This window comes from Klebsiella sp. GW_Kp182 (genome assembly GCF_040062275.1).
In the GTDB taxonomy this organism is placed as follows: domain Bacteria; phylum Pseudomonadota; class Gammaproteobacteria; order Enterobacterales; family Enterobacteriaceae; genus Klebsiella; species Klebsiella michiganensis.
Map to the genome: position 1 here is coordinate 60,481 of NZ_JBEAFQ010000003.1, position 23,770 is coordinate 84,250.

The following is a 23,770-nucleotide window of genomic DNA, read 5'->3' on the forward strand; positions in this document are numbered from 1 at the left end:
GATAGAAAAAGCGATTTCTATCAGCCCCCTGGCGCAAATCAACAATACGGACTGACTATATAGCCTATGCCTACCCGTCATCTCGCTCCCCGGCGAAAAATCTGGCTGACCAGCATATGTGTTGGAATAGCCGTCGCCCTGCTGGCCGGTAGCATCCAGTTTATGGTGATTTATCACAACCGTGCGGAGCGTTTCGACGCCATTATTCACAACGTTCATACGTATCTGCAGGACTACTTTCACGATTTGAATCAGACGATTCAGGGCATGCAGCCGCTGGTCGATCAACCCTGTGAAAACGTTGCCTCAGGCTTAACCGCCCATGCGGCATTCAGCCCGAACGTCCGCGCCATCCTGCTGGTCAAAAATGGCCTTGCGTTTTGCTCCTCCGCCACAGGCGCTATGAACACGCCCTTAACCCAGCTCATTCCGCAGCTTAATCTTACTCAAGCGGTCGATATGGCGATTCTGCCCGGGACGCCAATGATGCCGAAAAGCGCCGCGCTGGCGCTGTGGGTCCGCAGCCCACACGGCGGGAAAGACGGTATTTTTGTCTCGATTAATGCCAACCTGACGCCCTATATTCTCTACTCAGCCCGACAGAATGATTTCAGCGGCCTGGCGCTGGCCATTAAGGACACCGCCATTTCCACCTTCAGCAACCAACTTATCGACCCGCAGACGCTGCTCTCGCCGCCCATTCGCCAGACGCAAATCGACGGCCTGCCGCTGAAGGTTTATCTCTACGCGAACAGCTGGCTGGCGGAGAATACGCAGTTTGCTCTGCTGCTGGGCGTCGTGTGCGGGCTGCTGGCCGGGCTTTTAAGCTACTACATCCTGACGATTAAATCGGACCCGCGCAAAGAGCTGCTGCTGGCGATCAAAAACGATCAGTTCTATGTGGTTTATCAACCGGTGGTGAGGTCAGAGACGCTGCGCATCAGCGGCGTTGAGGTGCTCATGCGCTGGCGACATCCCGTGGCCGGCGAGATCCCTCCCGATGTGTTTATCAACCTTGCTGAAACCCAGCAGATCATTATTCCGCTCACCCGCCATCTGTTAAAACTGATTGCGCAGGATGCGCCTGTTCTGCAAACGATCCTGCCCGCAGGGAGCAAGCTGGGGATAAATATCTCCCCCCTTCATCTGCACGCAGGCAGCTTTCAGCAGGACCTTCAGCACTTCGCCGCCGCCATGCCGGCCGGCCATTTTAGCGTGGTGCTGGAGATCACCGAGCGCGCGATGATCGATAAGAATCGCTCCTTAGGGAACTTCGACTGGCTGCACGAACAGGGCTTTGAAATTGCGATTGATGATTTTGGTACCGGCCATAGCGCGCTAATCTATCTGGAGCGCTATAACTTTGATTACCTGAAGATAGACCGCGGCTTCGTGCAGGCTATCGGCACTGAGACCGTCACCTCACCGGTGCTTGATGCCGTTATCACCCTGAGCCGCCGCCTGAAGCTCACCACGGTCGCTGAAGGGGTGGAAACGCAGGAACAAGCGGAATGGCTGCGCGACCATGGGGTAAACTATTTACAGGGCTACTGGTTAAGCCGGCCGCTGACGCTGGACGCGCTGATCGCCGCCCATGATGAACCGGCGAAATATTTCACAAGCCGCTAAGGGTCCTTTATTATTTGCTATCAAAGGTCAGGCCGCTTCAGGTCTGACATTGGAGGGCGTCATCCTGGTTATTTTTGCACGCATCAGCCTGATCCTGCTGACCTTATTTAGCCTGCAGAGCCAGGCGCAAACGATTAAAGAGAGCGACAGGTTCGCTATTATCGGCGAACCGAAATACGCCGCGGGCTTTGACCATTACGATTATGCCAACCCCGCCGCGCCTAAAGGCGGGGCGATTACCCTCGCGGCCATCGGTACTTTTGATAATTTCAATCGCTACGCCATGCGCGGCAACCCCGGTATCCGTACCGAAAGCTTATACGACACGCTATTCACCACCTCTGATGATGAGCCCGGCAGCTACTATCCGCTGATCGCCGAGCATACGCGCTATGCCGATGATTTTTCATGGATGGAGATCGCGCTCAATCCCCGCGCCCGCTATCACGATGGCAGCCCCGTCACCGCCAGCGATGTCGCGTTTACCTTCCAGAAGTTTATGACCGAAGGGGTGCCGCAGTTTCGCCTCTATTATAAAGGCACCACCGTAAAAGCCATCGCTCCGCTCACCGTACGCATTGATTTAGCCAAACCGGGCAAAGAGAACATGCTTAGCCTGATGACGCTACCGGTGATGCCGGAAAAATTCTGGAAAAACCATAAACTCAGCGACCCGCTATCCGCCCCACCGCTGGCCAGCGGCCCGTATCGCATCACCGCCTGGCGCATGGGCCAGTACATTACCTACTCGCGGGTTAAGGACTACTGGGCCGCCGACTTACCGGTCAACCGCGGGCGCTGGAATTTCGATACGCTGCGCTACGACTATTACCTGGACGACAACGTCGCTTTCGAAGCCTTTAAGGCCGGCGCCGTCGACCGTCGCGAAGAGAACGTTGCCAAGAACTGGGCTACCCGCTACGTCGGGCGCAATTTTACCCACGGCTATATCGTTAAAGATGAATACACCAACACCTCGGCGCAGAATACGCAGTGGCTGGCCTTTAACATTCAGCGCCCGGTATTTTCCGACCGCCGGGTACGCGAAGCCATTACCCTCGCCTTTGATTTTGAATGGATGAATAAGGCGCTGTTTTATCACTCCTACAGCCGCGCCAACAGCTTCTTTCAGAATACCGAATACGCGGCGCGCGATTATCCGGATGCCGACGAGCTGGCGCTGTTAACGCCGCTGAAAAAAGAGATCCCGGCCGAAGTTTTCACGCAGATATACCGCCCCCCGGTTTCCAGCGGCGATGGTTTCGAACGCGCAAACTTGCTGAAGGCGGATGCCATCCTTAACCAGGCGGGATGGATAGTGAAAAACCAGCGGCGGGTTAATGCGAAGAGCGGCAAACCGTTACGCTTTGAGCTGCTGCTTCCTTCCGGCAGCAGCGATCGCTGGGTCCTGCCCTTCCAGCACAACCTCCAGCGGCTCGGCATCGTCATGGATATTCGCCAGGTCGACAACTCCCAGTATAGTAACCGCAAGCGCAGCCGGGATTACGACATGATGCCCAACGTCTGGCGCGCCACGCCCTGGCCCGGCACCGACCTGCAAGTCTCCTGGGACTCCGAATATATTAACTCCAGCTATAACGCCTCAGGGGTACAAAGCCCGGCCGTCGACCGGCTCATCGCGCAGATTATTCGCTGGCAGGGTAATAAAGAAAAGCTGCTGCCGCTGGGCCGGGCTCTCGACCGCGTGCTGACCTGGAACTATTACATGCTGCCGATGTGGTATATGGCGCAGGACCGAACCGCATACTGGGACAAATTCTCCTTCCCGCAGACCCGCGCGGTCTACTCCTCCGGTTTCGAAAACTGGTGGTACGACGCAAGCAAAGCGGCCAGACTCCCCGCGGATAGACGCTAAGGAATTAAGATGGGTGCATATCTGCTCCGCCGACTACTGCTCATCATCCCCACCCTGTGGGCGATTATCACCATTAACTTTTTTATTGTGCAGATCGCGCCCGGCGGTCCGGTCGATCAGGCGATCGCGGCGATTGAGTTCGGCGACCGCGGCGGCTTGCCCGGCGCCGGAGATGGCGGCATGGCCGCCAGCCATGCGCGTACCGGGGTCAGCAACATCAGCGATGGGCACTATCGCGGCGGGCGCGGGCTGGACCCGGAGGTGATTGCCGAGATAACCCACCGCTACGGCTTTGATAAGCCGCTGCACGAGCGTTATTTTAAAATGCTCGGTGATTATCTGCGCTTTGATTTTGGCGATAGCCTGTTTCGCAGCTCATCGGTACTGCAGCTGATTAAAGACAGCCTGCCGGTCTCAATCACCCTGGGCCTGTGGAGTACGCTCATCATCTATCTGGTGTCGATTCCGTTGGGGATCCGTAAAGCGGTCAGCAACGGCAGCCATTTTGACGTCTGGAGCAGTACGCTGATTATTATCGGCTATGCCATCCCGGCGTTCCTGTTTGCCATTTTGCTGATCGTTATCTTTGCCGGCGGCAGCTATTTCGATCTCTTTCCGCTGCGCGGGCTGGTGTCAGCAAACTTCGACAGCCTGCCCTGGTACCAAAAAATCCTCGACTATCTCTGGCATATCACCCTACCGGTGCTGGCAACGGTGATCGGCGGTTTTGCCGCCCTCACGATGCTGACCAAAAACAGCTTTCTTGATGAAATCCGCAAGCAGTACGTGGTTACCGCACGCGCCAAGGGCGTCAGCGAAAAGCAGATCCTTTGGGGCCACGTGTTTCGCAACGCGATGCTGCTGGTGATTGCCGGTTTCCCGGCCACCTTTATCAGTATGTTTTTTACCGGTTCGCTGCTGATTGAGGTGATGTTCTCGCTAAACGGACTGGGGCTGCTGGGCTATGAGGCCACCGTATCTCGCGATTACCCGGTCATGTTCGGCACGCTGTATATTTTTACCCTGATTGGCCTGCTGCTGAATATCATCAGCGATATCAGCTATACGCTGGTCGATCCGCGAATCGATTTTGAGGGCCGCTAATGTCATTTTTTAGTCCCGTCAATCAGGCCCGCTGGGCGCGTTTTCGCCACAACCGCCGCGGCTACTGGTCGCTATGGCTCTTTTTAGCGCTTTTCGCCTGTAGCCTGTGCGCAGAGCTTATTGCTAACGATAAGCCGCTGCTGGTCCAGTACCGCGGCAGCTTCTACGTTCCGCTCCTGAAAAACTACAGTGAGACCACCTTCGGCGGCAGCTTTGCCACCGCCGCCGACTATCAGGACCCGTGGCTGCAAAAACGGCTGGCGGATAACGGCTGGGCCCTGTGGGCGCCGGTTCGTTTCGGCGCGACGACCATTAATTTCGCCACCGACGCGCCCTTCCCTTCGCCGCCGTCAGGACAGAACTGGCTGGGCACCGATGCCAACGGCGGGGACGTGCTGGCGCGTATTCTGTACGGCACGCGCATTTCCATTCTCTTTGGACTGCTGCTGACCTTCTTCTCCAGCGTACTGGGGGTGATGGCCGGCGCCGTTCAGGGGTATTACGGCGGGAAGATTGACCTCTGGGGGCAGCGGTTTATCGAAGTCTGGTCGGGAATGCCGACGCTGTTTCTGATTATCCTGCTCTCAAGCGTTGTACAGGCCAACTTCTGGTGGCTGCTGGCCATTACCGTGCTGTTCGGCTGGATGACGCTGGTCGGCGTGGTCCGGGCTGAGTTCCTGCGCACCCGTAACTATGATTATATCCGCGCCGCGCAGGCGCTTGGAGTCAGCGATCGCGCCATTATTCTGCGCCATATGCTGCCTAACGCCATGGTCGCCACCCTGACCTTCCTGCCGTTCATTCTGTGCAGTTCGATAACCACCCTGACCTCGCTCGATTTCCTCGGTTTTGGCCTGCCGCTGGGCTCCCCTTCGCTGGGCGAACTGCTGTTGCAGGGTAAAAACAACCTGCAGGCGCCCTGGCTGGGCATCGCCGCCTTTCTGTCGGTGGCGGTCCTGCTGACGTTATTGATTTTTATTGGTGAAGCGGTTCGCGACGCCTTTGACCCAAGCAAGGCGGTGTAGCATGACGCAACCTTTGTTAGATATCGATAACCTCTCCATCGCCTTTCGCCAGCAGGGTGAGACTACCCCCGTCGTCAGCGAACTGTCGCTGCAGATTGCCGTCGGCGAGACCCTGGCGCTGGTCGGCGAGTCCGGCTCCGGGAAGAGCGTGACCGCGCTATCGGTGCTGCGGCTACTCCCGTCGCCGCCGGTCAGCTATCCTGCCGGCGACATCCGTTTTCACGGCCAGTCGCTGCTGCACGCGGATGAACGCACCCTGCGCGGCGTGCGCGGTAACCGCATTGCGATGATCTTTCAGGAGCCGATGGTTTCGCTTAATCCACTGCATACTCTGGAAAAACAGCTGTACGAAGTGCTCTCTTTGCATCGCGGGATGCGCAAAGAAGCGGCGCGCGGGGAAATCCTCGACTGCCTCGATCGCGTCGGCATCCGCAACGCGCCCCGGCGGCTGGCCGACTATCCCCATCAGCTTTCCGGCGGCGAGCGCCAGCGGGTGATGATCGCCATGGCGCTGTTAACCCGCCCGGAGCTGCTTATCGCCGACGAACCCACCACCGCGCTGGACGTGTCGGTGCAGGCGCAAATCCTCACGCTGCTGCGGGAGCTGAAGCAAGAGTTGAATATGGGGCTGCTGTTTATCACCCATAATCTGAGCATCGTTCGTCAGCTCGCCGACCGCGTCGCGGTGATGCAGAACGGCCGCTGCGTGGAACAAAACGGCTGCCGGGCGCTGTTTTCCGCCCCCGAACACCCTTATACCCGCCGCCTGCTGGATAGCGAGCCGTCGGGAGATCCCGTCCCGCTCGCACCCGATGCCCCGGTGTTGCTGCGGGCGGAAAATTTGACTATCGCCTTCCCGATACGTAAAGGTCTGCTGCGGCGAGTTGTCGATCATAACCGGGTCGTTAACGGCCTCAGCTTTCATTTGCGCGCGGGAGAAACGCTGGGGCTGGTCGGCGAGTCCGGATCGGGCAAAAGCACCACCGGGCTGGCGCTTCTGCGTCTGATTCATTCCGATGGCGCGATCGCCTTTGACGGTGAGGCGCTTCAGGGACGCAATCGCCGGCAGATGCTGCCGCTGCGTCGTCGCATGCAGGTGGTCTTTCAGGATCCTAACTCATCGCTAAACCCGCGGCTCAACGTGCTGCAAATTATCGAAGAGGGATTGCGCGTCCATCAACCGACGCTCACGCCGGCCGAACGGGAGCAGGCGGTGATTCAGGTGATGCAGGAGGTCGGCCTCGATCCACACTCACGGCATCGCTACCCTGCCGCCTTCTCCGGCGGCCAGCGTCAGCGCATCGCGATCGCCAGGGCGCTGGTCGTCAAACCGCAGCTTATCGTGCTGGATGAGCCCACCTCATCGCTGGATAAAACCGTGCAGGCGCAAATCCTCGCGCTGCTGAAGGCGTTACAGCAAAAGCATCAGCTGGCCTATATTTTTATCAGCCATGATTTACGCGTCGTGCGGGCGCTGTGTCATCAGGTAATGGTGCTGCGGCAGGGAGAAGTCGTCGAGCAGGGTGAGTGCGAGCGCGTATTTACCGCTCCGCAGCAGGAGTATACCCGTCAGCTGCTGGCGTTGAGCTGACGGTCAGAAGGGGTTGTTGCCGGAGAAGGGTTCTGCAATCGCCACGCCGAAATTTTTCAGGCGACAGGTTGCGGCAAATTCGTCCTGACGGTTAACAAACAGGCACGGTTCCCCTTCGCATTCAACGACAGAGCTGTCGACCTCGATGTCGCTAAGCGCCTGGCTGAGCTTATGCATGACCGGCCACGCGCTTTCGCCATCGGGGCTGAGTAATTTCAACGCCACGAGGCTGTTTTCGCTCTGGGCGCCGTTTTGCGGAATCGGTTCAACTCTTGAACCTGCAAAACCGGCCAGCCAGCGATAGCTCTGCGGCAGACGGTGTACGATAGAGAGTTGCAGTGTATTCACGTGTTTACCCCGGAAGCAAAATACTTCACAATAATTTTACATCAATACTAACACATTATTGACAACCAGTCCTCTTCCTGCACAGAAAACGCTTACACCAGTGGCATAGCCGTGTTATTGGTTTGTAATGTAAAAGTTTATAATTGCGCAGATGGAACATCTTCGGGCTATATGTACCCGTTTCTGTGATCTAAAACAACTTTTTTATCGCAATCATGCGACTTTTTGAACGATTTGATTTTACATAAAATAAACAAATCGCTGAACAGAGAAGCCAGATTTGGTTGACATGCATCAAAAAAAGGGGCGATATCGCCCCCTGAAAGTCGCTTAGCGCGCGGCTTTGCGCCGTCGGCTGGCGTAGAGGTAAAAGAGGATGGAGCTGCTGGCGCAGAAGGCGATAGAAATCAGCATTGGCCAGGCGGTGGTAAACGTCGCCATCGACAGCAGCGCACCGACAATGGCGCCAATCCCGAAACGGAACGTCCCTGCCAGCGAGGAAGCGGTCCCGGCCATATGCGGAAACTCATCGAGAATCACCGCCATCGCGTTAGAGGAGACCATCGAAACGCAGCCGATGAACGCCGCCACGCCAAACACCAGCGCCCAGAACCCCACGCCAAACAGCGCGCACACGACCATCCACGCCGCCATCGCAAACTGGATCCATAGCCCGGCGCGGAACATATTCAGCGCCCCAACCCGCCGCACAAAGCGACTGTTGATCATGGTCATGACAAACAGGAAGACGACGTTCAGCGCAAAATAGTAGCCAAAGTGCTGCGGTGAAACGTGGTTGATATTGATATAGACAAACGGGCCGGCGCTCAGAAACGAGAACATCCCGGCGAAGCTGAAACCGCTTGCCAGCATATAGCTCAGCACCCGCTTGTGGCGAAACAGCGTCGCGAAGTTGCCGAGCGTAGTGCGAATATGAAATTTCTGCCGGCGTTCCGGCGGCAGGGTCTCGCTAATAAAGAAGGCGATCATCGCCGAGGCTAATAGCGCCGCCACCGCGAGGATCCAGAAGATCGCATGCCAGCTAAACCACACCAGCACCGCTCCGCCGACCATCGGCGCCACCAGCGGCGCGACGGTGGTCACCAGCATGACGAACGACATCATCCGCGAGAACTCTTCCTTGGGATAGATATCGCGCATCAGGGCGTTAATCACCACGCTCGCCGCCGCGGCCGCCAGGCCGTGGAAAAAGCGCATGGTGATCAGCATATCGATAGTCTGCGACAGCGCGCAGGCCACCGCCGCCGCGGCAAAAACCAACGTACCGCCCAGTATCACCGGTTTACGCCCCATGCTGTCCGCCATTGGGCCATATAAAAGCTGGCCCAGGGCAAAGCCCAGAATATAGGTACTGAGCGTCATCTGCGCGCTGCCGTCCGGCACATTAAACTGCGCCGCAATCACCGGCAGCGCCGGAAGATACATATCAATCGACAGCGGCATTAACATGGCCAGCAGGCCAAGAATAAACACAATCCCTAATGAAGAATTCTGCTTTGCCGTCACGTTTTACTCCGCGCATGTTGGCCGCCAACGCTGGCAATTTCTTCTGCCGTCAGCGGACGATATTCACCCGGCGCCAGCGACGCATCAAGCGCGATATCGCCAATACGTTCGCGATGCAGGCCAACCACATGATTCCCCACCGCGGCAAACATCCGCTTCACCTGATGGTAGCGCCCTTCGCTAATGGTCAGGCGGACTTCGGTCGGCGTCACCACTTCCAGCACCGCCGGTTTGGTCAGGTCTTTCTCATTATGCAGCTGAACGCCTTTGGCAAACTGCTCGGCGGTGGACTCATCCAGCGGATTTTCCAGCGTCACCAGATAGGTTTTTTCGCAATGGTGGCGCGGGGAAGTAATGCGGTGCGACCACTGGCCATCGTCGGTCATCAATACCAGTCCGGTGGTGTCGATATCCAGACGCCCCGCGGCATGCAGCTTGTGCGCCACCGGCTCGTCGAGGAAATAAAGGACCGTTGGATGATCCGGATCGTCGGTGGAACAAACGTAACCCTGCGGCTTGTTGAGCATAAAGTAGCGCGGGCCGGTCTGCTGAACCAGCGTATTGCCGTCATACTCGACGTCATGCTCCGGCAGAAGCTTGAAGGAGGAGTCTTTTACAATGTCGCCGTCCACGGTAACGCGGCTGCCGCGGATTTCACGCCCGGCAATAGCCCGGCTAACGCCAAGTTGCTGAGCGATAAACTTATCAAGTCGCATGAGATTTTTTTAGCCTGTACAAGTGCTGGAGCGGGCAACGCGCCCGAAAAAGAAGAATTTCATGGGGTAGTATAACGGGCTATTAACACCACTCAAGGGAAAAGATTCGTGGCATACTATTCGCGAGTTAATTAACCGCCATAAATTCATGACATTTACATTACGTCCCTACCAAAAAGAGGCGGTCGACGCGACGCTCGCCTGGTTTCGCCGCCATCATGAACCTGCTGCGATTGTGCTGCCGACAGGCGCAGGTAAAAGCCTGGTTATCGCCGAACTTGCGCGCCTGGCGCGCGGTCGCGTGCTGGTGCTGGCGCACGTTAAAGAGCTGGTGGCGCAGAACCACGCCAAGTATTGCGCGCTCGGCCTGGAAGCGGATATTTTCGCCGCGGGCCTCAAGCGTAAAGAGAGCCACGGTAAAGTGGTCTTTGGCAGCGTGCAGTCGGTCGCCCGCAACCTCGACCAGTTTCAGGGCGAGTTTTCGCTGCTGATCGTCGACGAGTGCCACCGCATCAGCGACGATGATGACAGCCAGTATCAGCAGATTATCAGCCACCTTCAGCAGGTCAATCCGCACCTGCGCCTGCTGGGGCTGACCGCGACGCCTTTTCGCCTCGGTAAGGGGTGGATTTACCAGTTCCACTACCACGGCATGGTGCGCGGCGATGAAAACGCGCTGTTTCGCGACTGCATCTACGAGCTGCCGCTGCGCTATATGATTAAGAACGGCTACCTGACGCCGCCGGAGCGGCTGGATATGCCGGTGGTTCAATATGACTTCAGCCGCCTGCAGGCGCAAAGTAACGGCCTGTTCAGCGAGGCTGATTTAAACCACGAACTGAAAAAACAGCAGCGCGTCACGCCGCATATCGTCAGCCAAATCGTTGAATTCGCCCAAACGCGCAAAGGGGCGATGATTTTCGCCGCCACCGTTGAACACGCCCGCGAAGTGACCGGGTTGCTTCCGCAGGGCGAAGCGGCCTTAATCACCGGTGAAACGCCGGGGCCGGAGCGCGATCGCATCATCGACGCGTTTAAAGCTCAGCAGTACCGCTATCTGGTTAACGTCGCGGTACTGACGACCGGCTTTGATGCGCCGCATGTCGATCTGATCGCCATCCTGCGCCCGACCGAGTCGGTGAGCCTTTACCAACAGATCGTCGGCCGCGGCCTGCGCCTGGCGCCGGGTAAAACGGACTGCCTGATTCTCGATTACGCCGGTAATCCGCACGACCTTTACGCGCCTGAAGTGGGAACACCGAAGGGAAAAAGCGACAACGTGCCGGTCCAGGTTTTTTGCCCGGCATGCGGTTTCGCCAATACGTTCTGGGGGAAAACCACCGCCGACGGCACGCTGATTGAACACTTTGGCCGCCGCTGTCAGGGCTGGTTTGAGGATGACGAAGGCCATCGCGAGCAGTGTGATTTTCGTTTTCGCTTTAAAAACTGCCCGCAGTGTAACGCAGAAAACGATATCGCCGCCCGCCGCTGCCGCGAGTGCGATACCATCCTGGTCGACCCCGACGACATGCTGAAAGCCGCGCTGAAGCTTAAAGATGCGCTGGTGCTGCGCTGTAGTGGAATGGATCTGCAGCACGGCGCGGATGATAAAGGCGCCTGGCTAAAAATCACCTATTACGATGAAGATGGCGCGGATGTTAGTGAGCGCTTCCGACTGCATACGCCCGCCCAGCGCACCGCCTTTGAGCAGCTCTTTATCCGCCCGCATACCCGAACGCCGGGCGTACCGCTGCGCTGGATAACGCCCGCCGATATCCTCGCCCAGCAGGCGCTTCTGCGCCATCCGGACTTTGTCGTGGCGCGCATGAAGGGGCAATACTGGCAGGTGCGGGAGAAAGTATTTGATTATCAGGGCCGATTCCGCCGGGCCAACGAACTACGCTAATCGCCCTCACGTCTGAGGTTTTGGTTGCTGCAAACACCTATGGCGGCTATAATGCCGCCCGCTTTTGCATTCGCAAAGCAGATAATCTGCCTGCTGCTGGGTCGCCTGTAGCAGGATTTATATATAGAGAGACATCAATGTTTACTATCAACGCAGAAGTACGTAAAGAGCAGGGTAAGGGTGCGAGCCGCCGCCTGCGTGCAGCTAACAAATTCCCGGCCATCATCTATGGCGGCGAAGCTGCGCCAGTAGCAATCGAACTGGATCACGACAAAGTGTGGAACATGCAGACCAATGCAGAGTTCTACAACGAAGTTCTGACCATCGTTGTTGATGGCAAAGAAGAGAAAGTTAAAGCTCAGGCTGTTCAGCGTCACCCGTTCAAGCCGAAGCTGTCCCACATCGACTTCGTTCGCGCTTAATCGCCGACTGAAAGTTGTATGGCAAGCGCCCCGCTCCGCAAGGTTCGGGGCGTTTTGTTTATCAGCCGAGTAGCGTTGACCTGTTCAGCGCCAGATGCTGCAACAGCATAATTGTTTTCGCATCGACGATTTCCCCTTCGCGAATAGCCTGCAACGCTTTTTCCAGCGGCCACTCCAGCACCTCGATATCTTCCCCTTCCGTCGCCAGGCCGCCACCGTCGCCGCGCCGATCGTCGGCAGAGTATTCGGCAATGAAAAAGTAAAGCTTCTCCGTCACCGAACCGGGGCTCATGTAAGCGGTGAATACCGGCTCTATGCGCGTGACGCGAAAACCGGTCTCCTCTTCGGCTTCGGCAACGATGCGCGCCTCCGGAGAAGCGTTATCCAGCAGTCCGGCGGCAGCTTCGATCAAAAAGCCATCATGACCGTTAATCCACACCGGAAAGCGAAACTGGCGAACCAGCACTACCGTTTGCTTTTCACGATTGTAGAGCAGGATCACCGCGCCGTTGCCGCGGTCGTAAGCTTCCCGGCTCTGCTCCTGCCAGCGTCCGTCCCGGCGCAATAGTTCAAAAGTATATTTCTTGAGCGTGTACCAGTTATCCGGTAAAAGCGTTTCGCGGATATGGCGAACGCGCGGTGCGTCAGCGTGCATGTTTTTCCCCTTTTAGGTGACAGCGAGCAACATAACATGCATAATCGTGCACAAACAAGATCACTCATGAAGGTATTTTGATGCTCGCCAGCCAGAGAAAACAGCAGATTTTGCAGATCCTCGCCGAGGAAAAACAGGTGATGTCCGGGGATCTCAGCCAGCGCTTTAGCGTATCAGAAGACTCCATTCGCCGGGATCTGCGGGAGCTGGCCGCGGAAGGCAAGCTGCAGCGCGTCCACGGCGGCGCGCTGCCGGTTTCCGAAGCCATCGCGCCTATTGAAACAAGAAAGAACGTGCAAATCGCCTCAAAGCAGAGCATTGCCCAGCGCGCGGTTGAGCTCATTCAGCCCGGTCAGGTGGTGATTGTCGACGGCGGCACCACCACCGGGGAGATGATGCGCCTGCTGCCGGATAACCTCGCGTGTACCGTGGTCACCCATAGCCCGGGGATTGCCGTCGCGCTGGTGGAAAAACCGCTCATCGAGGTGATTTTGATCGGCGGCCGGTTGTTTAAGCATTCCGTCGTCAGCGTCGGGTCTGCGGCCCTCGAGAGTATTTCCCGTATCAACGCCGATCTGTTTTTTATGGGCGTCACCGGCGTTCACCCCCGGGCGGGATTCACCACCGGTGACTATGAAGAAGCGGGCATTAAACGCGCGCTGGCGGCGCGGGCTGCCGAAACGGTGGTGATGGCGTCACAAGAAAAGCTTAACTCCGCGTCGGCCTTTGCCATCGGCGAGCTGGGGGCAGCCAGTACGCTGATCGTGGATACGACCCTGGACGAGGCGCTGCGACAGCAGCTAACCCTGGCGGGGGTAGAAATCCTCTACGCCCTGTAATACGGGTTCAGGCAAAAAAAATCCCGACTCGACGTCGGGATTTTGCGCATTAATTTCCGCCAGAAGTACGGCGCTGTAGCTGATCGCGCAGGTTCGGCGGCGTGCCTTTAATGGTTAAGGTATCCGTAGCCGGATCCCAGAACACCCGCTCGCCCAGCAGCATAGCGTCAAAATTAATGGTTAACCCGCCGCCGCTGCCGGCAAACTTGGTTAACTGACGCAGCGTGCTGCGATCCGCCGGGAAGCTCTCTTCCAGCTCGTAGCCTTGTTCGGCGGTAAATTCCTGAAAGGTCTTCTCGCTGACGCCCGCCAGCTCTTTCGACAGCGACTCCAGCTCGATTTCCTCACCGGCCTGCAGCTGCTCGTTGCAGTAGCTGTATACCTGCTGGCGCACGTTTTGACGTTCAGATTTATCCAGCTGCGCATCGGCGGCGAAATCATCCAGCGCCTGCAGCAGGCCGCGGTTCTGCGCTTTGGCGTTCAGCCCTTCGCTGGCGCCGAGGAAATCCATAAAGAAATCCGCCACCTTGCGCCCTACCCGCCCCTTCAGGAAGGTCAGATAGCGCGTTGACTCCGGGTTGGTTTCCCACTCGGTTAAATCAATACGCGCGACGATATCCGCGTGATTGATGTCCAGATAATGGGTGGAGCTGATATCCAGCTCTTCGTTGACGCGCATGCTGCTTAGGTTGTTCAGCACCGCCACCATCAGATATTCCACCGCCAGATAACGATACTGGCAAAACAGCACAATACCGCCTTCTGCAAAGGGATATTTTGCCAGTTCGTCGCGCAGGCGCCCGGTAGCGGCGCGGCTAAACGGCAGGAACGCTTCTTCGCCCTTACGCTGCCCGCGCAGCGCCTGCGCCAGTTCGCTCTCTTCATTAAACAGGCCGTAGGCTTTATTTTTTGCGCTATAGACACGATGCAGTTCGGCCATCATCTCGACAACCGTCGCCGTCGGCTCCAGCAACGATTCGCGCAGCACCAGCTCCAGATTTTGTTCATCACGTTTGATTAACTGATGCAGGGCAATCTGGTCGATATCCAGACTCATGTTAAACTCTCCTTTTAGACCGGGCGGTATTCAACCACCGCGGGGGCAACGACGCAACCGCCGCGTGACTCTTTGCGAGCGAAGCCGCGCGCTTTTGCGTCGTGGCGAAAAAATGCGGAAAAAAAGCTGCTGCTACGGTAATATGTTGCCCTTTCACGAACAAACAGATTTTGAGTTTATGCCGCAATTATCCCGCTATAGCGATGAACACGTCGAACAGCTGCTCAGCGAGCTGACGAGCGTTCTGGAAACACATAAAGCGCCCGTTGACCTTTCACTGATGGTTCTGGGCAATATGGTGACTAACCTGATCAACAGTAGCGTCGCGCCGGCGCAGCGTCAGGCCATCGCCCGTTCTTTTGCCCAGGCGCTGCAGTCATCTATCAACGACGATCCAGCGCACTAAGGATAACGAACAACAGTATATGGTGACTCTTCGTCAGCCCTACCGAGAAAAAGTCTCCCAGATGGTCAGCTGGGGGCACTGGTTCGCCCTTTTCAACATGTTGTTGGCTATGGTGCTCGGCAGTCGCTATCTGTTTGTCGCCGACTGGCCAACGACGCTTGCCGGACGCCTCTTTTCGTACGTCAGCCTCGTTGGTCACTTCAGCTTCCTGGTCTTTACCAGCTACGTGCTGATTCTTTTCCCGCTGACTTTTATCGTCGTCTCTCAGCGCTTAATGCGCTTTATCTCGGTTATTCTGGCGACCGTGGGCATGACGCTGCTGCTAATCGACAGCGAGGTTTTCACCCGTTTCCACCTGCATCTTAATCCCTTTGTCTGGGAACTGGTTATCAACCCCGACCAGAACGAGATGGCGCGCGACTGGCAGCTGATGTTTATCAGCGTACCGATCATTTTCCTGCTGGAAATGCTCTTCGCGACCTGGAGCTGGCAGAAGCTGCGCAGCCTGACGCGTCGCCGCCACTACGCCCGACCCGTTGCCTGGTTCTTCTTTATCTCCTTTATCAGTAGCCATCTGGTCTATATCTGGGCGGATGCCAACTTCTATCGTCCGATCACCATGCAGCGGGCCAACCTGCCGCTCTCCTATCCGATGACGGCGCGCCGTTTCCTGGAAAAACATGGCCTGCTCGACGCGCAGGACTACCAGCGCCGTCTGGTGGAACAAGGCGCGCCAGAAGCCGTCTCGGTGCAATATCCGCTGAGCGATCTGCGTTATCGCGATCTCGGTACCGGTTATAACGTGCTGCTGATTACCGTTGATAACCTTAATTATTCGCGCTTTGAGAAAAACATGCCGGCGCTGGCCGGGTTCGCGAAAGACAACGTGAACTTTACCCAGCATATGAGCTCCGGCAACACCGCTGACAGCGGCATGTTTGGCCTGTTCTACGGTATTTCCCCGAGCTATATGGACGGCGTTCTGTCTGCGCGTATCCCCGCGGCGCTGATTACGTCGCTAAATCAGCAGGGTTATCAGCTGGGCCTGTTCTCATCAGATGGCTTTAGCAGCCCGCTCTACCGTCAGGCGCTGCTGTCAGATTTCTCACTGCCCGTCGCGAAAGCGCAAAGCGACGAGCAGACGGCAAACCAGTGGATTAACTGGCTGGACCGCTACGCCCAGGATGAAAACCGCTGGTTCTCGTGGGTTTCTCTCAACGGCACTACCTTTGACGACGGGCAGCAGCAAAACTTCGTCCGCCGCTACGGTAACGCCGCGGGCGCGGTCGATACGCAAATTGGCCGCGTGCTGAACGCGCTGCGGGAAGCGGGCAAGCTGGACAATACGGTGGTTATCGTGACCGCGGGCCGTGGAATGCCGCTGAACCCGCAGCATGAGCAGTTTGGCTGGTCGCGCGAGCAGCTGCAGGTTCCCTTAGTGATCCATTGGCCGGGCACGCCGGCTCAGGAGATCGCGACGCTGACCGATAATAAAGACGTGATGACGACGCTGATGCAGCGTTTGCTCCACGTCTCTACCCCGGCCAACGAGTATTCGCAAGGTGAGGATCTGTTTAGCGCCGCCCGCCGTCGTGCCTGGGTCACCGCGGCCAATAGCGATACGCTGGCCATTACCACGCCGAAATTCACGGTTGTGCTTAATCACAACGGCACTTACAGAACGTGGAACAGCGACGGCGAGAAAATTAACGATCAAAAACCGCAGCTCAGCTTGCTGCTGCAGGTGCTGACCGATGAAAAACGCTTTATCGCTAACTGATTGATTATTTATAAATCAATCAGTCATTTCCCGGCTTGCATTCGCTTGGGGAACGGGTAATATTGTTCCCCACGAATCGGCACGTAGCGCAGCCTGGTAGCGCACCGTCATGGGGTGTCGGGGGTCGGAGGTTCAAATCCTCTCGTGCCGACCAAATTATTCACCGATTAAATCGGTAACCCCTTAAGAACCCGCACTCTCACAGAGTTTGCGGGTTTTTTAATGTCATATTTCCACCCTGTTCTAAGCGAAACGCTACCGCGACTCTGATTGTAAATCCCGGAAAAACTTCTATTATTTGACTGTACACGTCATTTTTCTGAAGGATTTACATGAGAGTTAATGGACTTACGAAAGGATTTTTCATCCTGATCGTGCTGATCGTCACCCTTGCTTTTTTCGACGTTCTCTCCCCCTATTATTCAGCCATTTTATGGGCGGCCATTCTGGCGGTGATCTTCCACCCGGTGAAGAACAAACTGCGCGATCGGATCGGCGAGCGTAACGGCCTGGCGGCGTTTCTGACGATAGTGATTATCTGTCTGATCGTGTTTACCCCGCTGGCGATCATCCTCTCGTCGCTGGCCTTCGAGCTCAACGTGGTTTACACCAAACTGCAGCATAACGATACCCAGTTCCCGACCGTGGTAGCCAGCCTGTTTGCTCACCTGCCGGAATGGGCAAGGAGCTTCCTCTCAGAGCATAATCTTGATAGCGCGGAACAGATTCAGCGGCAGCTTTCGGACGTTGCGCTTAAAGGAGGCCAGTACCTTGCCGGTAGCGCATTCCTGATTGGTAAAGGCACGTTCGGTTTTACCATCAGCTTCGGCATCATGCTTTATCTGCTGTTTTTCCTGCTAAAAGATGGTCCATACCTGGTCAGGCTGATTCTGGAATCCCTGCCGCTATCAAATCACGTGAAGCAGCATCTTTTCGCCAAATTTGCCGCCGTCGCCAGGGCGACGGTCAAAGGCACCGTGGCGGTCGCGCTCGCCCAGGGCGCGCTTGGTGGGCTGGCGTTCTGGATCGTGGGCATTGATGGCAGCATCCTGTGGGGCGCGCTGATGGCGTTTCTGTCGCTGATCCCGGCGGTGGGCTCGGCGATTATCTGGGTGCCTGCGGCGATCTATCTCTTCGCGACCGGTCAGCTCTGGCAGGGCGCGTTTGTCGTCGGTTTCTTTGTGATCATCGTAGGCCTGGTTGATAACATCCTGCGACCTTTACTGGTGGGTAAAGATACCAAAATGCCGGACTACCTGATCCTGATCACCACGATCGGCGGAATGGAAATCTACGGCATCAACGGCTTTGTTATCGGCCCGCTGATCGCCGCCCTGTTTATCGCCTGCTGGAACCTGCTGTCCGGACGCGATCACGCCGGAAACATCGATGAACTTGATGAGGATTTCTTAGAAGAGGGTAAAAATCACGAGGAGTAGCGGCCGGTATTGCACAACTTTACAGGCATAGAGCGGCATTCCTGTCAGGCAATGACCGGCACCTTAGCGGCTCTGTAATTAGTAAAACATCGCGGGGGCAGCGAGGTCAGGGGGGATACCCCTTGCTCAACCGCGATGAAATCCCCTACTCCTGCACCAATAAGCAGAATTTATAACTGGTATCTGTGAAAATTTTGGTAAACGCCACTGCCCATCAACGTAACAAATGCTAACATTATGCTGTTTATGATTGATAACAAAGGATTACCCACGTGAAAAAAATCACTACGTTTGCTGCCTCCCTGCTGGCCGTTGCCTGCATGTCCACCAGCGCCGCTGCAGCTGAGCAGCCGCTGGAGAAGATCGCCCCGTTTCCAAAGGCGGAACAAGGGATGAAGCGTCAGGTGATTCAGCTGCCGCAGCAGCAGGATGAATCCGCATTGAAAGTCGAGCTGATGATTGGCCAGACGCTGGAAGTTGACTGCAACCGCCACCGCCTTGGCGGCCAGCTGGAAAGCAAAACCCTGGAAGGCTGGGGCTACGACTACTACGTATTTGATAAAGTGACGTCACCCGTCTCAACCATGATGGCCTGCCCGGATGGTAAAAAAGAGAAGCAGTTTGTGATGGCTGGCCTGGGCGATGCGGGCATGCTGCTCTATAACAGCAAGCTGCCGATCGTGGTTTATACCCCGGCGAATATCGACGTGAAATATCGTATCTGGAGAGCGGACGAAACCATCGGCGTAGCCGTTGAGCGTTAATGCCTGAAGAGTGAATCCGGCGGCCTGCGCCGCCGGAGAAGCGCTTACAGCGCGATGTCAGCGATAGGTTTCCCTTCCGGCAGCGGCTTTAGCGTCGCCTGCGGAACGTTATCAGCCTCAGTAAGCGGCTCATAGCGCAGTTCCAGCACTTCGCTGGTCCACGCCAGCGCCTTTTCAATTTCCGCTGCGTTGCCATCCAGACGCGTACCGTAGCTCGGGATAATCGCTTTCAGTTTCGCCTGCCACTCCGCTGAGTTGATCTTCTCTTTGAACACTTTCTCCATCAGCTGCAGCATGATTGGCGCCGCGGTGGAAGCACCCGGCGAGGCGCCCAACAGCGCGGCTACCGTGCCTTCATCATCGCTGACAACTTCGGTTCCCAGGCGCAGAACGCCGCCCTTCTTCGCGTCGCGCTTGATAATCTGCACGCGCTGGCCGGCCTGCCATAAGCGCCAGTCTTCTTTGCGCGCTTCCGGATAGTACTCGCACAGCGCCGCGTGACGATCTTTGTCCTTTTGCAGCACCTGGCTAATCAGGTATTTTACCAGATCGAAGTTATCCAGCCCGACGTTGAGCATCGGCATGATATTCGACGTATTGGTGGAGGCCAGCAGATCCCAAAGCGAACCGTTTTTCAGGAAGCGGGTTGAGAAGGTCGCGAACGGCCCAAACAGCACCACGCGTTTGCCGTCGATAATACGGGTGTCGATGTGCGGAACCGACATCGGCGGCGCGCCCACTTCCGCCTGGCCGTAGACTTTAGCCAGATGGTGAGTCACCACTTCCGGGTTCTCACAAACCAGGAACTGACCGCCGACCGGAAAGCCCGCGTACTCCTTCGCCTGCGGAATACCGGTTTCCTGCAGCAGGGTCAGCGCGGCGCCGCCGGCGCCAATAAAGATAAATTTAGCCCTGATAACCCGTTTCTGGTGGCGATTGTTCGCATCCGCCAGCGTTACGCTCCAGCTTTTGTCGGCGTTGCGCTTAAAGCGACGGACCACGGTACCCAGCTGAAGCGAGAAATTATCATGGGTTTGCAATCCGGCGATCAGCTGACGGGTAATTTCACCGTAGTTCACGTCGGTGCCGACTTCCGAGCGGGTCGCGGCCACCTTCTGCTGCGGATCGCGCCCTTCCATCACCAGCGGAGCCCACTCTTTAATTTGTTGATGATCTTCAGAGTAGCGGATACCGCGGAACAGCTCGCTTTGTTGTAACGCCGCATAGCGGGCGCGCAGGAAGTTAACGTTGTCTTCGCCCCACACGAAGCTCATGTGCGGCACGCTGTTAATAAAGGATTTAGGCTTTTTCAGTATGCCCCGGGTCACCTGGTGGGCCCAAAACTGACGAGAAATCTGGAAAGATTCGTTGATATCAACCGCTTTATCGATATTGATACCGTTAGCGGTTTGCGGCGTATAGTTCAATTCCATCAGCGCCGCGTGGCCGGTGCCCGCGTTGTTCCATCCGTTCGAGCTCTCTTCCGCGACGCTGGACATCTGCTCGACCATGGTAATAGACCAGTCCGGCTCCAGTTCCTGCAGCCAGGTTCCCAACGTGGCGCTCATGATGCCGCCGCCAATCAACAATACATCCGTCTCTTGCTCATGGCGGGTGTTGGTCCGAGTGTTATTGGAACCAACCGCCTGTGAGCTGGGTACGGCCATCTTTTTCTTCATCGGATTTGAGCCTTACTTTACTCGCTTTTTTATTTAGCGCAGGTGAAACGATTCTCGGCTTCAAAGGTAACACTGAAGAAAAAAAATTTAAATATTGTTTAAATTTTAAGTTGAGTTTTGAGATCTGTTATAAAAATGTTTAATAAATGTGTATCACAAATCACATTTTGTACTGGTGTCAGCGATGCATCCGCGCTATTATCCTCGGTTTTGTGACCGACCGCACGTAAGCAGCGACCGATCCCGGCCAAAATTTTTTAAATTCTGCGAACTTTTTTTATGCCCCCAGTTTCCGATTCCGCTACCTCTGGTCACGCTGGCGCATTAGGCCAGATACTGCGCTCGCCCGCGCTGCTGACGCGTGAAACGCTGGCAGGCGTGCTCACCGCGCTGGCCCTGATCCCCGAAGTCATCTCCTTCTCCGTCATCGCTGGCGTTGACCCGAAAGTTAGCCTGACTGCCTCCGTGGTATTGTGCCTGGCGATGTCGGTCCTCGGCGGCCGGCCGGCGATGGTCACCGCGGCTGCCGGCTCGGTGGCGCTGGTTATCGGGCCCATGGTGCACCAATACGGCGTCGGCTACATTCTGCCGGCGGTCGTGCTGGCAGGCGTTATTCAAATTTTGTTTGGCCTATGCGGCATGGCGCGCCTGATGCGCTTTATCCCGCAGCCGGTGATGACTGGTTTTGTTAACGCGCTGGGTATTCTCATCTTTTTTGCTCAGGTACCCCATTTCTGGAGCAAGCAGCCGCTGATTATCGGCCTGTTCGTATTGACGCTGCTGATTGTCCTGTGGGCGCCGCGCTTTATTAAAGCGGTCCCTTCTCCGCTGATTGCTATCGTTCTGCTGACGCTGTTTACCGTTTTCAGCGGCCAGCTGCTGCCGATCGTCGGCGATGAGGGCTCCATGAGCGGCGGACTGCCGGGGTTAACCAGCCTGATGGTGCCCCTCGACTTAACCACGCTGCGCATCATCTGGCCCTGCGCGCTGAGCATCGCTTTTGTCGGCCTGATGGAGTCGCTTTTGACGGCGAAGCTGGTCGATGATTTGACCCATACCCCTTCCAGTAAGGCGCGCGAGAGCGCCGGTCTGGGCGTCGCCAACATTCTCGCCGGGTTTTACGGCGGCATCGCCGGGTGTGCGATGATCGGTCAGACCATCGTTAACGTTGAAATGGGCAAAGCGCGCAGCCGCGTCTCGACCGTTGCCGCAGGCCTGGTACTGCTATTGCTGGTAACCGCGTTAAGCGAAGTGATGGCGAGAATCCCGATGGCCGTGCTCGCCGGCGTGATGGTGATAGTGGCGGTAAAAACCTTTAGCTGGCACAGCATTCGTCCGGCGGAGCTGGCGCGCAATCCGTGGCCGGAAACGCTGGTGATGCTGGTGACCGTCGGCTCGACCGTCGGCACCAGCAATCTGGCAATCGGCGTTCTGGCAGGCCTGCTCTCAATGGCCCTGATCCCTCGCCGTCTGCGCACTCAAGCGCAGGCTACATCAGAAAAAGCGTCGCCAGCCCAAGAAAAATAAAGAATCCCCCGGTGTCGGTAATAGCGGTAATCATCACGCTGGAGCCGACCGCCGGGTCGCGTCCCAGCTTGACCATCACCATCGGGATAATCACCCCCATCATCGCCGCCATCAGCAGGTTGAGCATCATCGCCAGCGTCATTACGCCGCCCAGCTGCGGATCGTCGTACAGCCACCAGGTGATCGCCCCCATAATCCCGCCCCAGACGATCCCATTGATCAGCGCGACGCCCATCTCACGCAGGATCAGGAACGAAAAGCTTCCCGGCTGAATATGCTGTAACGCCATCGCCCGCACGATCATGGTGATCGTCTGGTTGCCGGTGTTACCGCCGATTCCGGCGACAATCGGCATCAGCGAGGCCAGCGCCACCAGTTGCGAAATGGTGTGCTCGAAACCATCGATAACGCGGGAGGCGATAAAGGCGGTGCACAGATTGACCGCCAGCCAGGCCCAGCGGGTCTTCACCGCTTTGCTCACCGGGGCAAACACATCGTCATCGTTGCTCAGGCCGCCCATTCGGCGTAGATCGTTATCCGTCTCCTCATAGACCACGTCAACGATCTCATCGATGGTTAAACGCCCCATCAGCTTGCCGTCGGCATCAATCACCGCCGCGCTGAGTAAGTCATCACGTTCAAAGGTACGCGCGACTTTTTCCGCGTCCTCGTGCGGCTGGAAGGTCACCGGATCGCCTTCCATCACTTCCCCCACCCGCTTCTGCGCATCGTTGAGCAGAATGGTTTGCAGCTCGAGTTCGCCGAGCAGCAGCTTATTGCGGGTGGTCACAAACAGTTTGTCGGTGTTCTCCGGCATTTTCCCTAGTCGCCGCAGATAGCGCTGTACCGCCGCGAGAGTGGCTTCCGGACGAACGGTAATGACCTCGAACTCCATGATCGCGCCGACGGTATTGTCGGCGTAGCGCATCATCTGGCGAATACGGGCGCGTTTATCCGCGGGCAGCGTGGCCAGCAAACGTCCGGTCAGATCGCGCGGCAGGTGCTGCAGCAGGTAGACCTGTTCATCAATATCGAGATTTTGCAGCGCGAACAGCAGGTCGTGATCGCTCATCTCCTCGATGAGGTCGCCCCAGACGCTTTCCGATGCCTCCAGCAGCACTTCACCGCGCTTATCGTCAGCGACCAGCCGCCAGAGCGCGTTGCGCGCATCGTAAGGCAGCGCTTCGAGCGCATCGGCAAGGTCCGGAGGCGGCAGGTGGGAAACCAGCATCTCCACTTCCGCCAGATCGTCGGCAAGCGTGCTGTCATCGTAACGTTCAGCGAGGGTTAATTTACCCAGCAGCGAGGATGTGACGGCTTTATCAGTGCTCAGGAGCCAAATGAGGCGGGCGCGCTCTTCGTCACGCAATCTGGCGCTTTTTTTATGCAAAACGGACATCGGTCAGGCAATCCTTGTAAAAATATCTGTCAGACCAGCAGGCCGGAAGCCTTAAGCATAGCGCGAGGAGGCGGAAATAAT

The 23,770-nt window shown here is 56.8% G+C and carries 20 protein-coding genes and 1 tRNA gene; 14 read left to right on the forward strand and 7 right to left on the reverse strand.

What is annotated here, in order from left to right; all coding sequences use genetic code 11:
* Window positions 1-66 precede the first annotated feature (66 nt).
* From ABLU88_RS04730 to yejF, 5 genes are all read left to right on the forward strand, one after another.
* Window positions 67-1,629 carry a cyclic di-GMP phosphodiesterase gene (locus tag ABLU88_RS04730; RefSeq protein ID WP_064404469.1) on the forward strand — a complete coding sequence of 521 codons (1,563 nt, stop codon included), beginning with the start codon at window positions 67-69 and terminating at the stop codon, window positions 1,627-1,629.
* 70 nt (window positions 1,630-1,699) lie between these two features.
* The gene (locus ABLU88_RS04735; RefSeq protein ID WP_025106741.1) at window positions 1,700-3,505 is read left to right on the forward strand and encodes an extracellular solute-binding protein; all 1,806 of its coding nucleotides are present in this window, start codon (window positions 1,700-1,702) and stop codon (window positions 3,503-3,505) included.
* A 9-nt stretch (window positions 3,506-3,514) separates the two neighbouring features.
* On the forward strand, window positions 3,515-4,609 hold the full coding sequence (locus ABLU88_RS04740) for a microcin C ABC transporter permease YejB (RefSeq protein WP_004122930.1): 1,095 nt from the start codon (window positions 3,515-3,517) through the stop codon (window positions 4,607-4,609).
* Complete coding sequence (locus ABLU88_RS04745; protein WP_004852714.1) at window positions 4,609-5,634, forward strand: ABC transporter permease; 1,026 nt, start codon at window positions 4,609-4,611, stop codon at window positions 5,632-5,634. The genes ABLU88_RS04740 and ABLU88_RS04745 overlap by 1 nt, the downstream gene beginning before the upstream one ends.
* 1 nt (window position 5,635) lies before the next feature.
* Window positions 5,636-7,225, forward strand: coding sequence for a microcin C ABC transporter ATP-binding protein YejF (yejF, locus tag ABLU88_RS04750; protein WP_049083596.1), 1,590 nt, complete (start codon window positions 5,636-5,638; stop codon window positions 7,223-7,225).
* Between the two features lie 3 nt (window positions 7,226-7,228).
* Here yejF and ABLU88_RS04755 read toward each other — a convergent pair whose 3' ends face one another.
* From ABLU88_RS04755 to rsuA, 3 genes are all read right to left on the reverse strand, one after another.
* The gene (locus tag ABLU88_RS04755) at window positions 7,229-7,573 is read right to left on the reverse strand and encodes a YejG family protein (RefSeq protein ID WP_004122937.1); all 345 of its coding nucleotides are present in this window, start codon (window positions 7,571-7,573) and stop codon (window positions 7,229-7,231) included.
* A 330-nt stretch (window positions 7,574-7,903) separates the two neighbouring features.
* Window positions 7,904-9,100: a Bcr/CflA family multidrug efflux MFS transporter gene (locus tag ABLU88_RS04760; protein ID WP_014230177.1), complete on the reverse strand. Its 1,197-nt coding sequence runs from the start codon at window positions 9,098-9,100 to the stop codon at window positions 7,904-7,906.
* Complete coding sequence (gene rsuA, locus ABLU88_RS04765) at window positions 9,097-9,816, reverse strand: 16S rRNA pseudouridine(516) synthase RsuA (protein ID WP_014230178.1); 720 nt, start codon at window positions 9,814-9,816, stop codon at window positions 9,097-9,099. Before rsuA ends, ABLU88_RS04760 begins: the two co-directional genes overlap by 4 nt.
* Before the next feature lie 148 nt (window positions 9,817-9,964).
* Between rsuA and ABLU88_RS04770 the strand changes: the two genes are divergently transcribed.
* Both ABLU88_RS04770 and rplY read left to right on the forward strand, forming a co-directional pair.
* Window positions 9,965-11,722, forward strand: coding sequence for a DEAD/DEAH box helicase (locus tag ABLU88_RS04770; protein WP_348836187.1), 1,758 nt, complete (start codon window positions 9,965-9,967; stop codon window positions 11,720-11,722).
* 137 nt (window positions 11,723-11,859) lie between these two features.
* Window positions 11,860-12,144, forward strand: coding sequence for a 50S ribosomal protein L25 (rplY, locus tag ABLU88_RS04775; protein ID WP_004103955.1), 285 nt, complete (start codon window positions 11,860-11,862; stop codon window positions 12,142-12,144).
* Between the two features lie 61 nt (window positions 12,145-12,205).
* Here the strand turns inward: rplY and ABLU88_RS04780 are convergent, their stop codons facing one another.
* Window positions 12,206-12,799, reverse strand: a complete 594-nt coding sequence (locus tag ABLU88_RS04780; RefSeq protein WP_348836188.1) for an NUDIX domain-containing protein — start codon at window positions 12,797-12,799, stop codon at window positions 12,206-12,208.
* A gap of 80 nt (window positions 12,800-12,879) precedes the next feature.
* Between ABLU88_RS04780 and ABLU88_RS04785 the strand changes: the two genes are divergently transcribed.
* The gene (locus ABLU88_RS04785; RefSeq protein ID WP_009653992.1) at window positions 12,880-13,638 is read left to right on the forward strand and encodes a DeoR/GlpR family DNA-binding transcription regulator; all 759 of its coding nucleotides are present in this window, start codon (window positions 12,880-12,882) and stop codon (window positions 13,636-13,638) included.
* 49 nt (window positions 13,639-13,687) lie between these two features.
* Here the strand turns inward: ABLU88_RS04785 and yejK are convergent, their stop codons facing one another.
* Window positions 13,688-14,695, reverse strand: coding sequence for a nucleoid-associated protein YejK (gene yejK / locus ABLU88_RS04790; protein ID WP_004122954.1), 1,008 nt, complete (start codon window positions 14,693-14,695; stop codon window positions 13,688-13,690).
* A gap of 178 nt (window positions 14,696-14,873) precedes the next feature.
* On the opposite strand from yejK, the gene ABLU88_RS04795 reads away from it, so the two are divergent.
* From ABLU88_RS04795 to eco, 5 genes are all read left to right on the forward strand, one after another.
* Complete coding sequence (locus ABLU88_RS04795; protein WP_004133900.1) at window positions 14,874-15,101, forward strand: YejL family protein; 228 nt, start codon at window positions 14,874-14,876, stop codon at window positions 15,099-15,101.
* 19 nt (window positions 15,102-15,120) lie between these two features.
* Window positions 15,121-16,881 (forward strand): LPS biosynthesis-modulating metalloenzyme YejM, encoded by a 1,761-nt coding sequence (gene yejM, locus ABLU88_RS04800; RefSeq protein WP_014230182.1) that lies wholly within the window; start codon window positions 15,121-15,123, stop codon window positions 16,879-16,881.
* Between the two features lie 77 nt (window positions 16,882-16,958).
* A tRNA-Pro gene (locus ABLU88_RS04805) sits at window positions 16,959-17,035 on the forward strand.
* 178 nt (window positions 17,036-17,213) lie between these two features.
* Window positions 17,214-18,320 (forward strand): AI-2E family transporter, encoded by a 1,107-nt coding sequence (locus tag ABLU88_RS04810; protein ID WP_348836189.1) that lies wholly within the window; start codon window positions 17,214-17,216, stop codon window positions 18,318-18,320.
* 272 nt (window positions 18,321-18,592) lie between these two features.
* Window positions 18,593-19,084 (forward strand): serine protease inhibitor ecotin, encoded by a 492-nt coding sequence (eco, locus tag ABLU88_RS04815; protein WP_049082187.1) that lies wholly within the window; start codon window positions 18,593-18,595, stop codon window positions 19,082-19,084.
* Between the two features lie 44 nt (window positions 19,085-19,128).
* On the opposite strand, the gene mqo is transcribed toward eco, so the two are convergent.
* Window positions 19,129-20,763: a malate dehydrogenase (quinone) gene (mqo, locus tag ABLU88_RS04820; protein WP_025106713.1), complete on the reverse strand. Its 1,635-nt coding sequence runs from the start codon at window positions 20,761-20,763 to the stop codon at window positions 19,129-19,131.
* 279 nt (window positions 20,764-21,042) lie between these two features.
* On the opposite strand from mqo, the gene ABLU88_RS04825 reads away from it, so the two are divergent.
* On the forward strand, window positions 21,043-22,290 hold the full coding sequence (locus tag ABLU88_RS04825; RefSeq protein WP_348836190.1) for a SulP family inorganic anion transporter: 1,248 nt from the start codon (window positions 21,043-21,045) through the stop codon (window positions 22,288-22,290).
* On the opposite strand, the gene mgtE is transcribed toward ABLU88_RS04825, so the two are convergent.
* The gene (mgtE, locus tag ABLU88_RS04830) at window positions 22,253-23,689 is read right to left on the reverse strand and encodes a magnesium transporter (protein ID WP_014230209.1); all 1,437 of its coding nucleotides are present in this window, start codon (window positions 23,687-23,689) and stop codon (window positions 22,253-22,255) included. The genes ABLU88_RS04825 and mgtE overlap by 38 nt on opposite strands.
* Window positions 23,690-23,770 lie beyond the last annotated feature (81 nt).

What these genes read in the sequence shown, in the direction of transcription:
- ABLU88_RS04730 (WP_064404469.1), top strand. Translation starts at nt 67, where the DNA reads ATGCCTACCCGTCATCTCGCTCCCCGGCGAAAAATCTGGCTGACCAGC.
- ABLU88_RS04740 (WP_004122930.1), top strand. Translation starts at nt 3,515, where the DNA reads ATGGGTGCATATCTGCTCCGCCGACTACTGCTCATCATCCCCACCCTG.
- ABLU88_RS04745 (WP_004852714.1), top strand. Translation starts at nt 4,609, where the DNA reads ATGTCATTTTTTAGTCCCGTCAATCAGGCCCGCTGGGCGCGTTTTCGC.
- yejF (WP_049083596.1), top strand. Translation starts at nt 5,636, where the DNA reads ATGACGCAACCTTTGTTAGATATCGATAACCTCTCCATCGCCTTTCGC.
- rsuA (WP_014230178.1), bottom strand. Translation starts at nt 9,816, where the DNA reads ATGCGACTTGATAAGTTTATCGCTCAGCAACTTGGCGTTAGCCGGGCT.
- ABLU88_RS04770 (WP_348836187.1), top strand. Translation starts at nt 9,965, where the DNA reads ATGACATTTACATTACGTCCCTACCAAAAAGAGGCGGTCGACGCGACG.
- rplY (WP_004103955.1), top strand. Translation starts at nt 11,860, where the DNA reads ATGTTTACTATCAACGCAGAAGTACGTAAAGAGCAGGGTAAGGGTGCG.
- ABLU88_RS04780 (WP_348836188.1), bottom strand. Translation starts at nt 12,799, where the DNA reads ATGCACGCTGACGCACCGCGCGTTCGCCATATCCGCGAAACGCTTTTA.
- ABLU88_RS04785 (WP_009653992.1), top strand. Translation starts at nt 12,880, where the DNA reads ATGCTCGCCAGCCAGAGAAAACAGCAGATTTTGCAGATCCTCGCCGAG.
- yejK (WP_004122954.1), bottom strand. Translation starts at nt 14,695, where the DNA reads ATGAGTCTGGATATCGACCAGATTGCCCTGCATCAGTTAATCAAACGT.
- ABLU88_RS04795 (WP_004133900.1), top strand. Translation starts at nt 14,874, where the DNA reads ATGCCGCAATTATCCCGCTATAGCGATGAACACGTCGAACAGCTGCTC.
- yejM (WP_014230182.1), top strand. Translation starts at nt 15,121, where the DNA reads ATGGTGACTCTTCGTCAGCCCTACCGAGAAAAAGTCTCCCAGATGGTC.
- ABLU88_RS04810 (WP_348836189.1), top strand. Translation starts at nt 17,214, where the DNA reads ATGAGAGTTAATGGACTTACGAAAGGATTTTTCATCCTGATCGTGCTG.
- mqo (WP_025106713.1), bottom strand. Translation starts at nt 20,763, where the DNA reads ATGAAGAAAAAGATGGCCGTACCCAGCTCACAGGCGGTTGGTTCCAAT.
- ABLU88_RS04825 (WP_348836190.1), top strand. Translation starts at nt 21,043, where the DNA reads ATGCCCCCAGTTTCCGATTCCGCTACCTCTGGTCACGCTGGCGCATTA.
- mgtE (WP_014230209.1), bottom strand. Translation starts at nt 23,689, where the DNA reads ATGTCCGTTTTGCATAAAAAAAGCGCCAGATTGCGTGACGAAGAGCGC.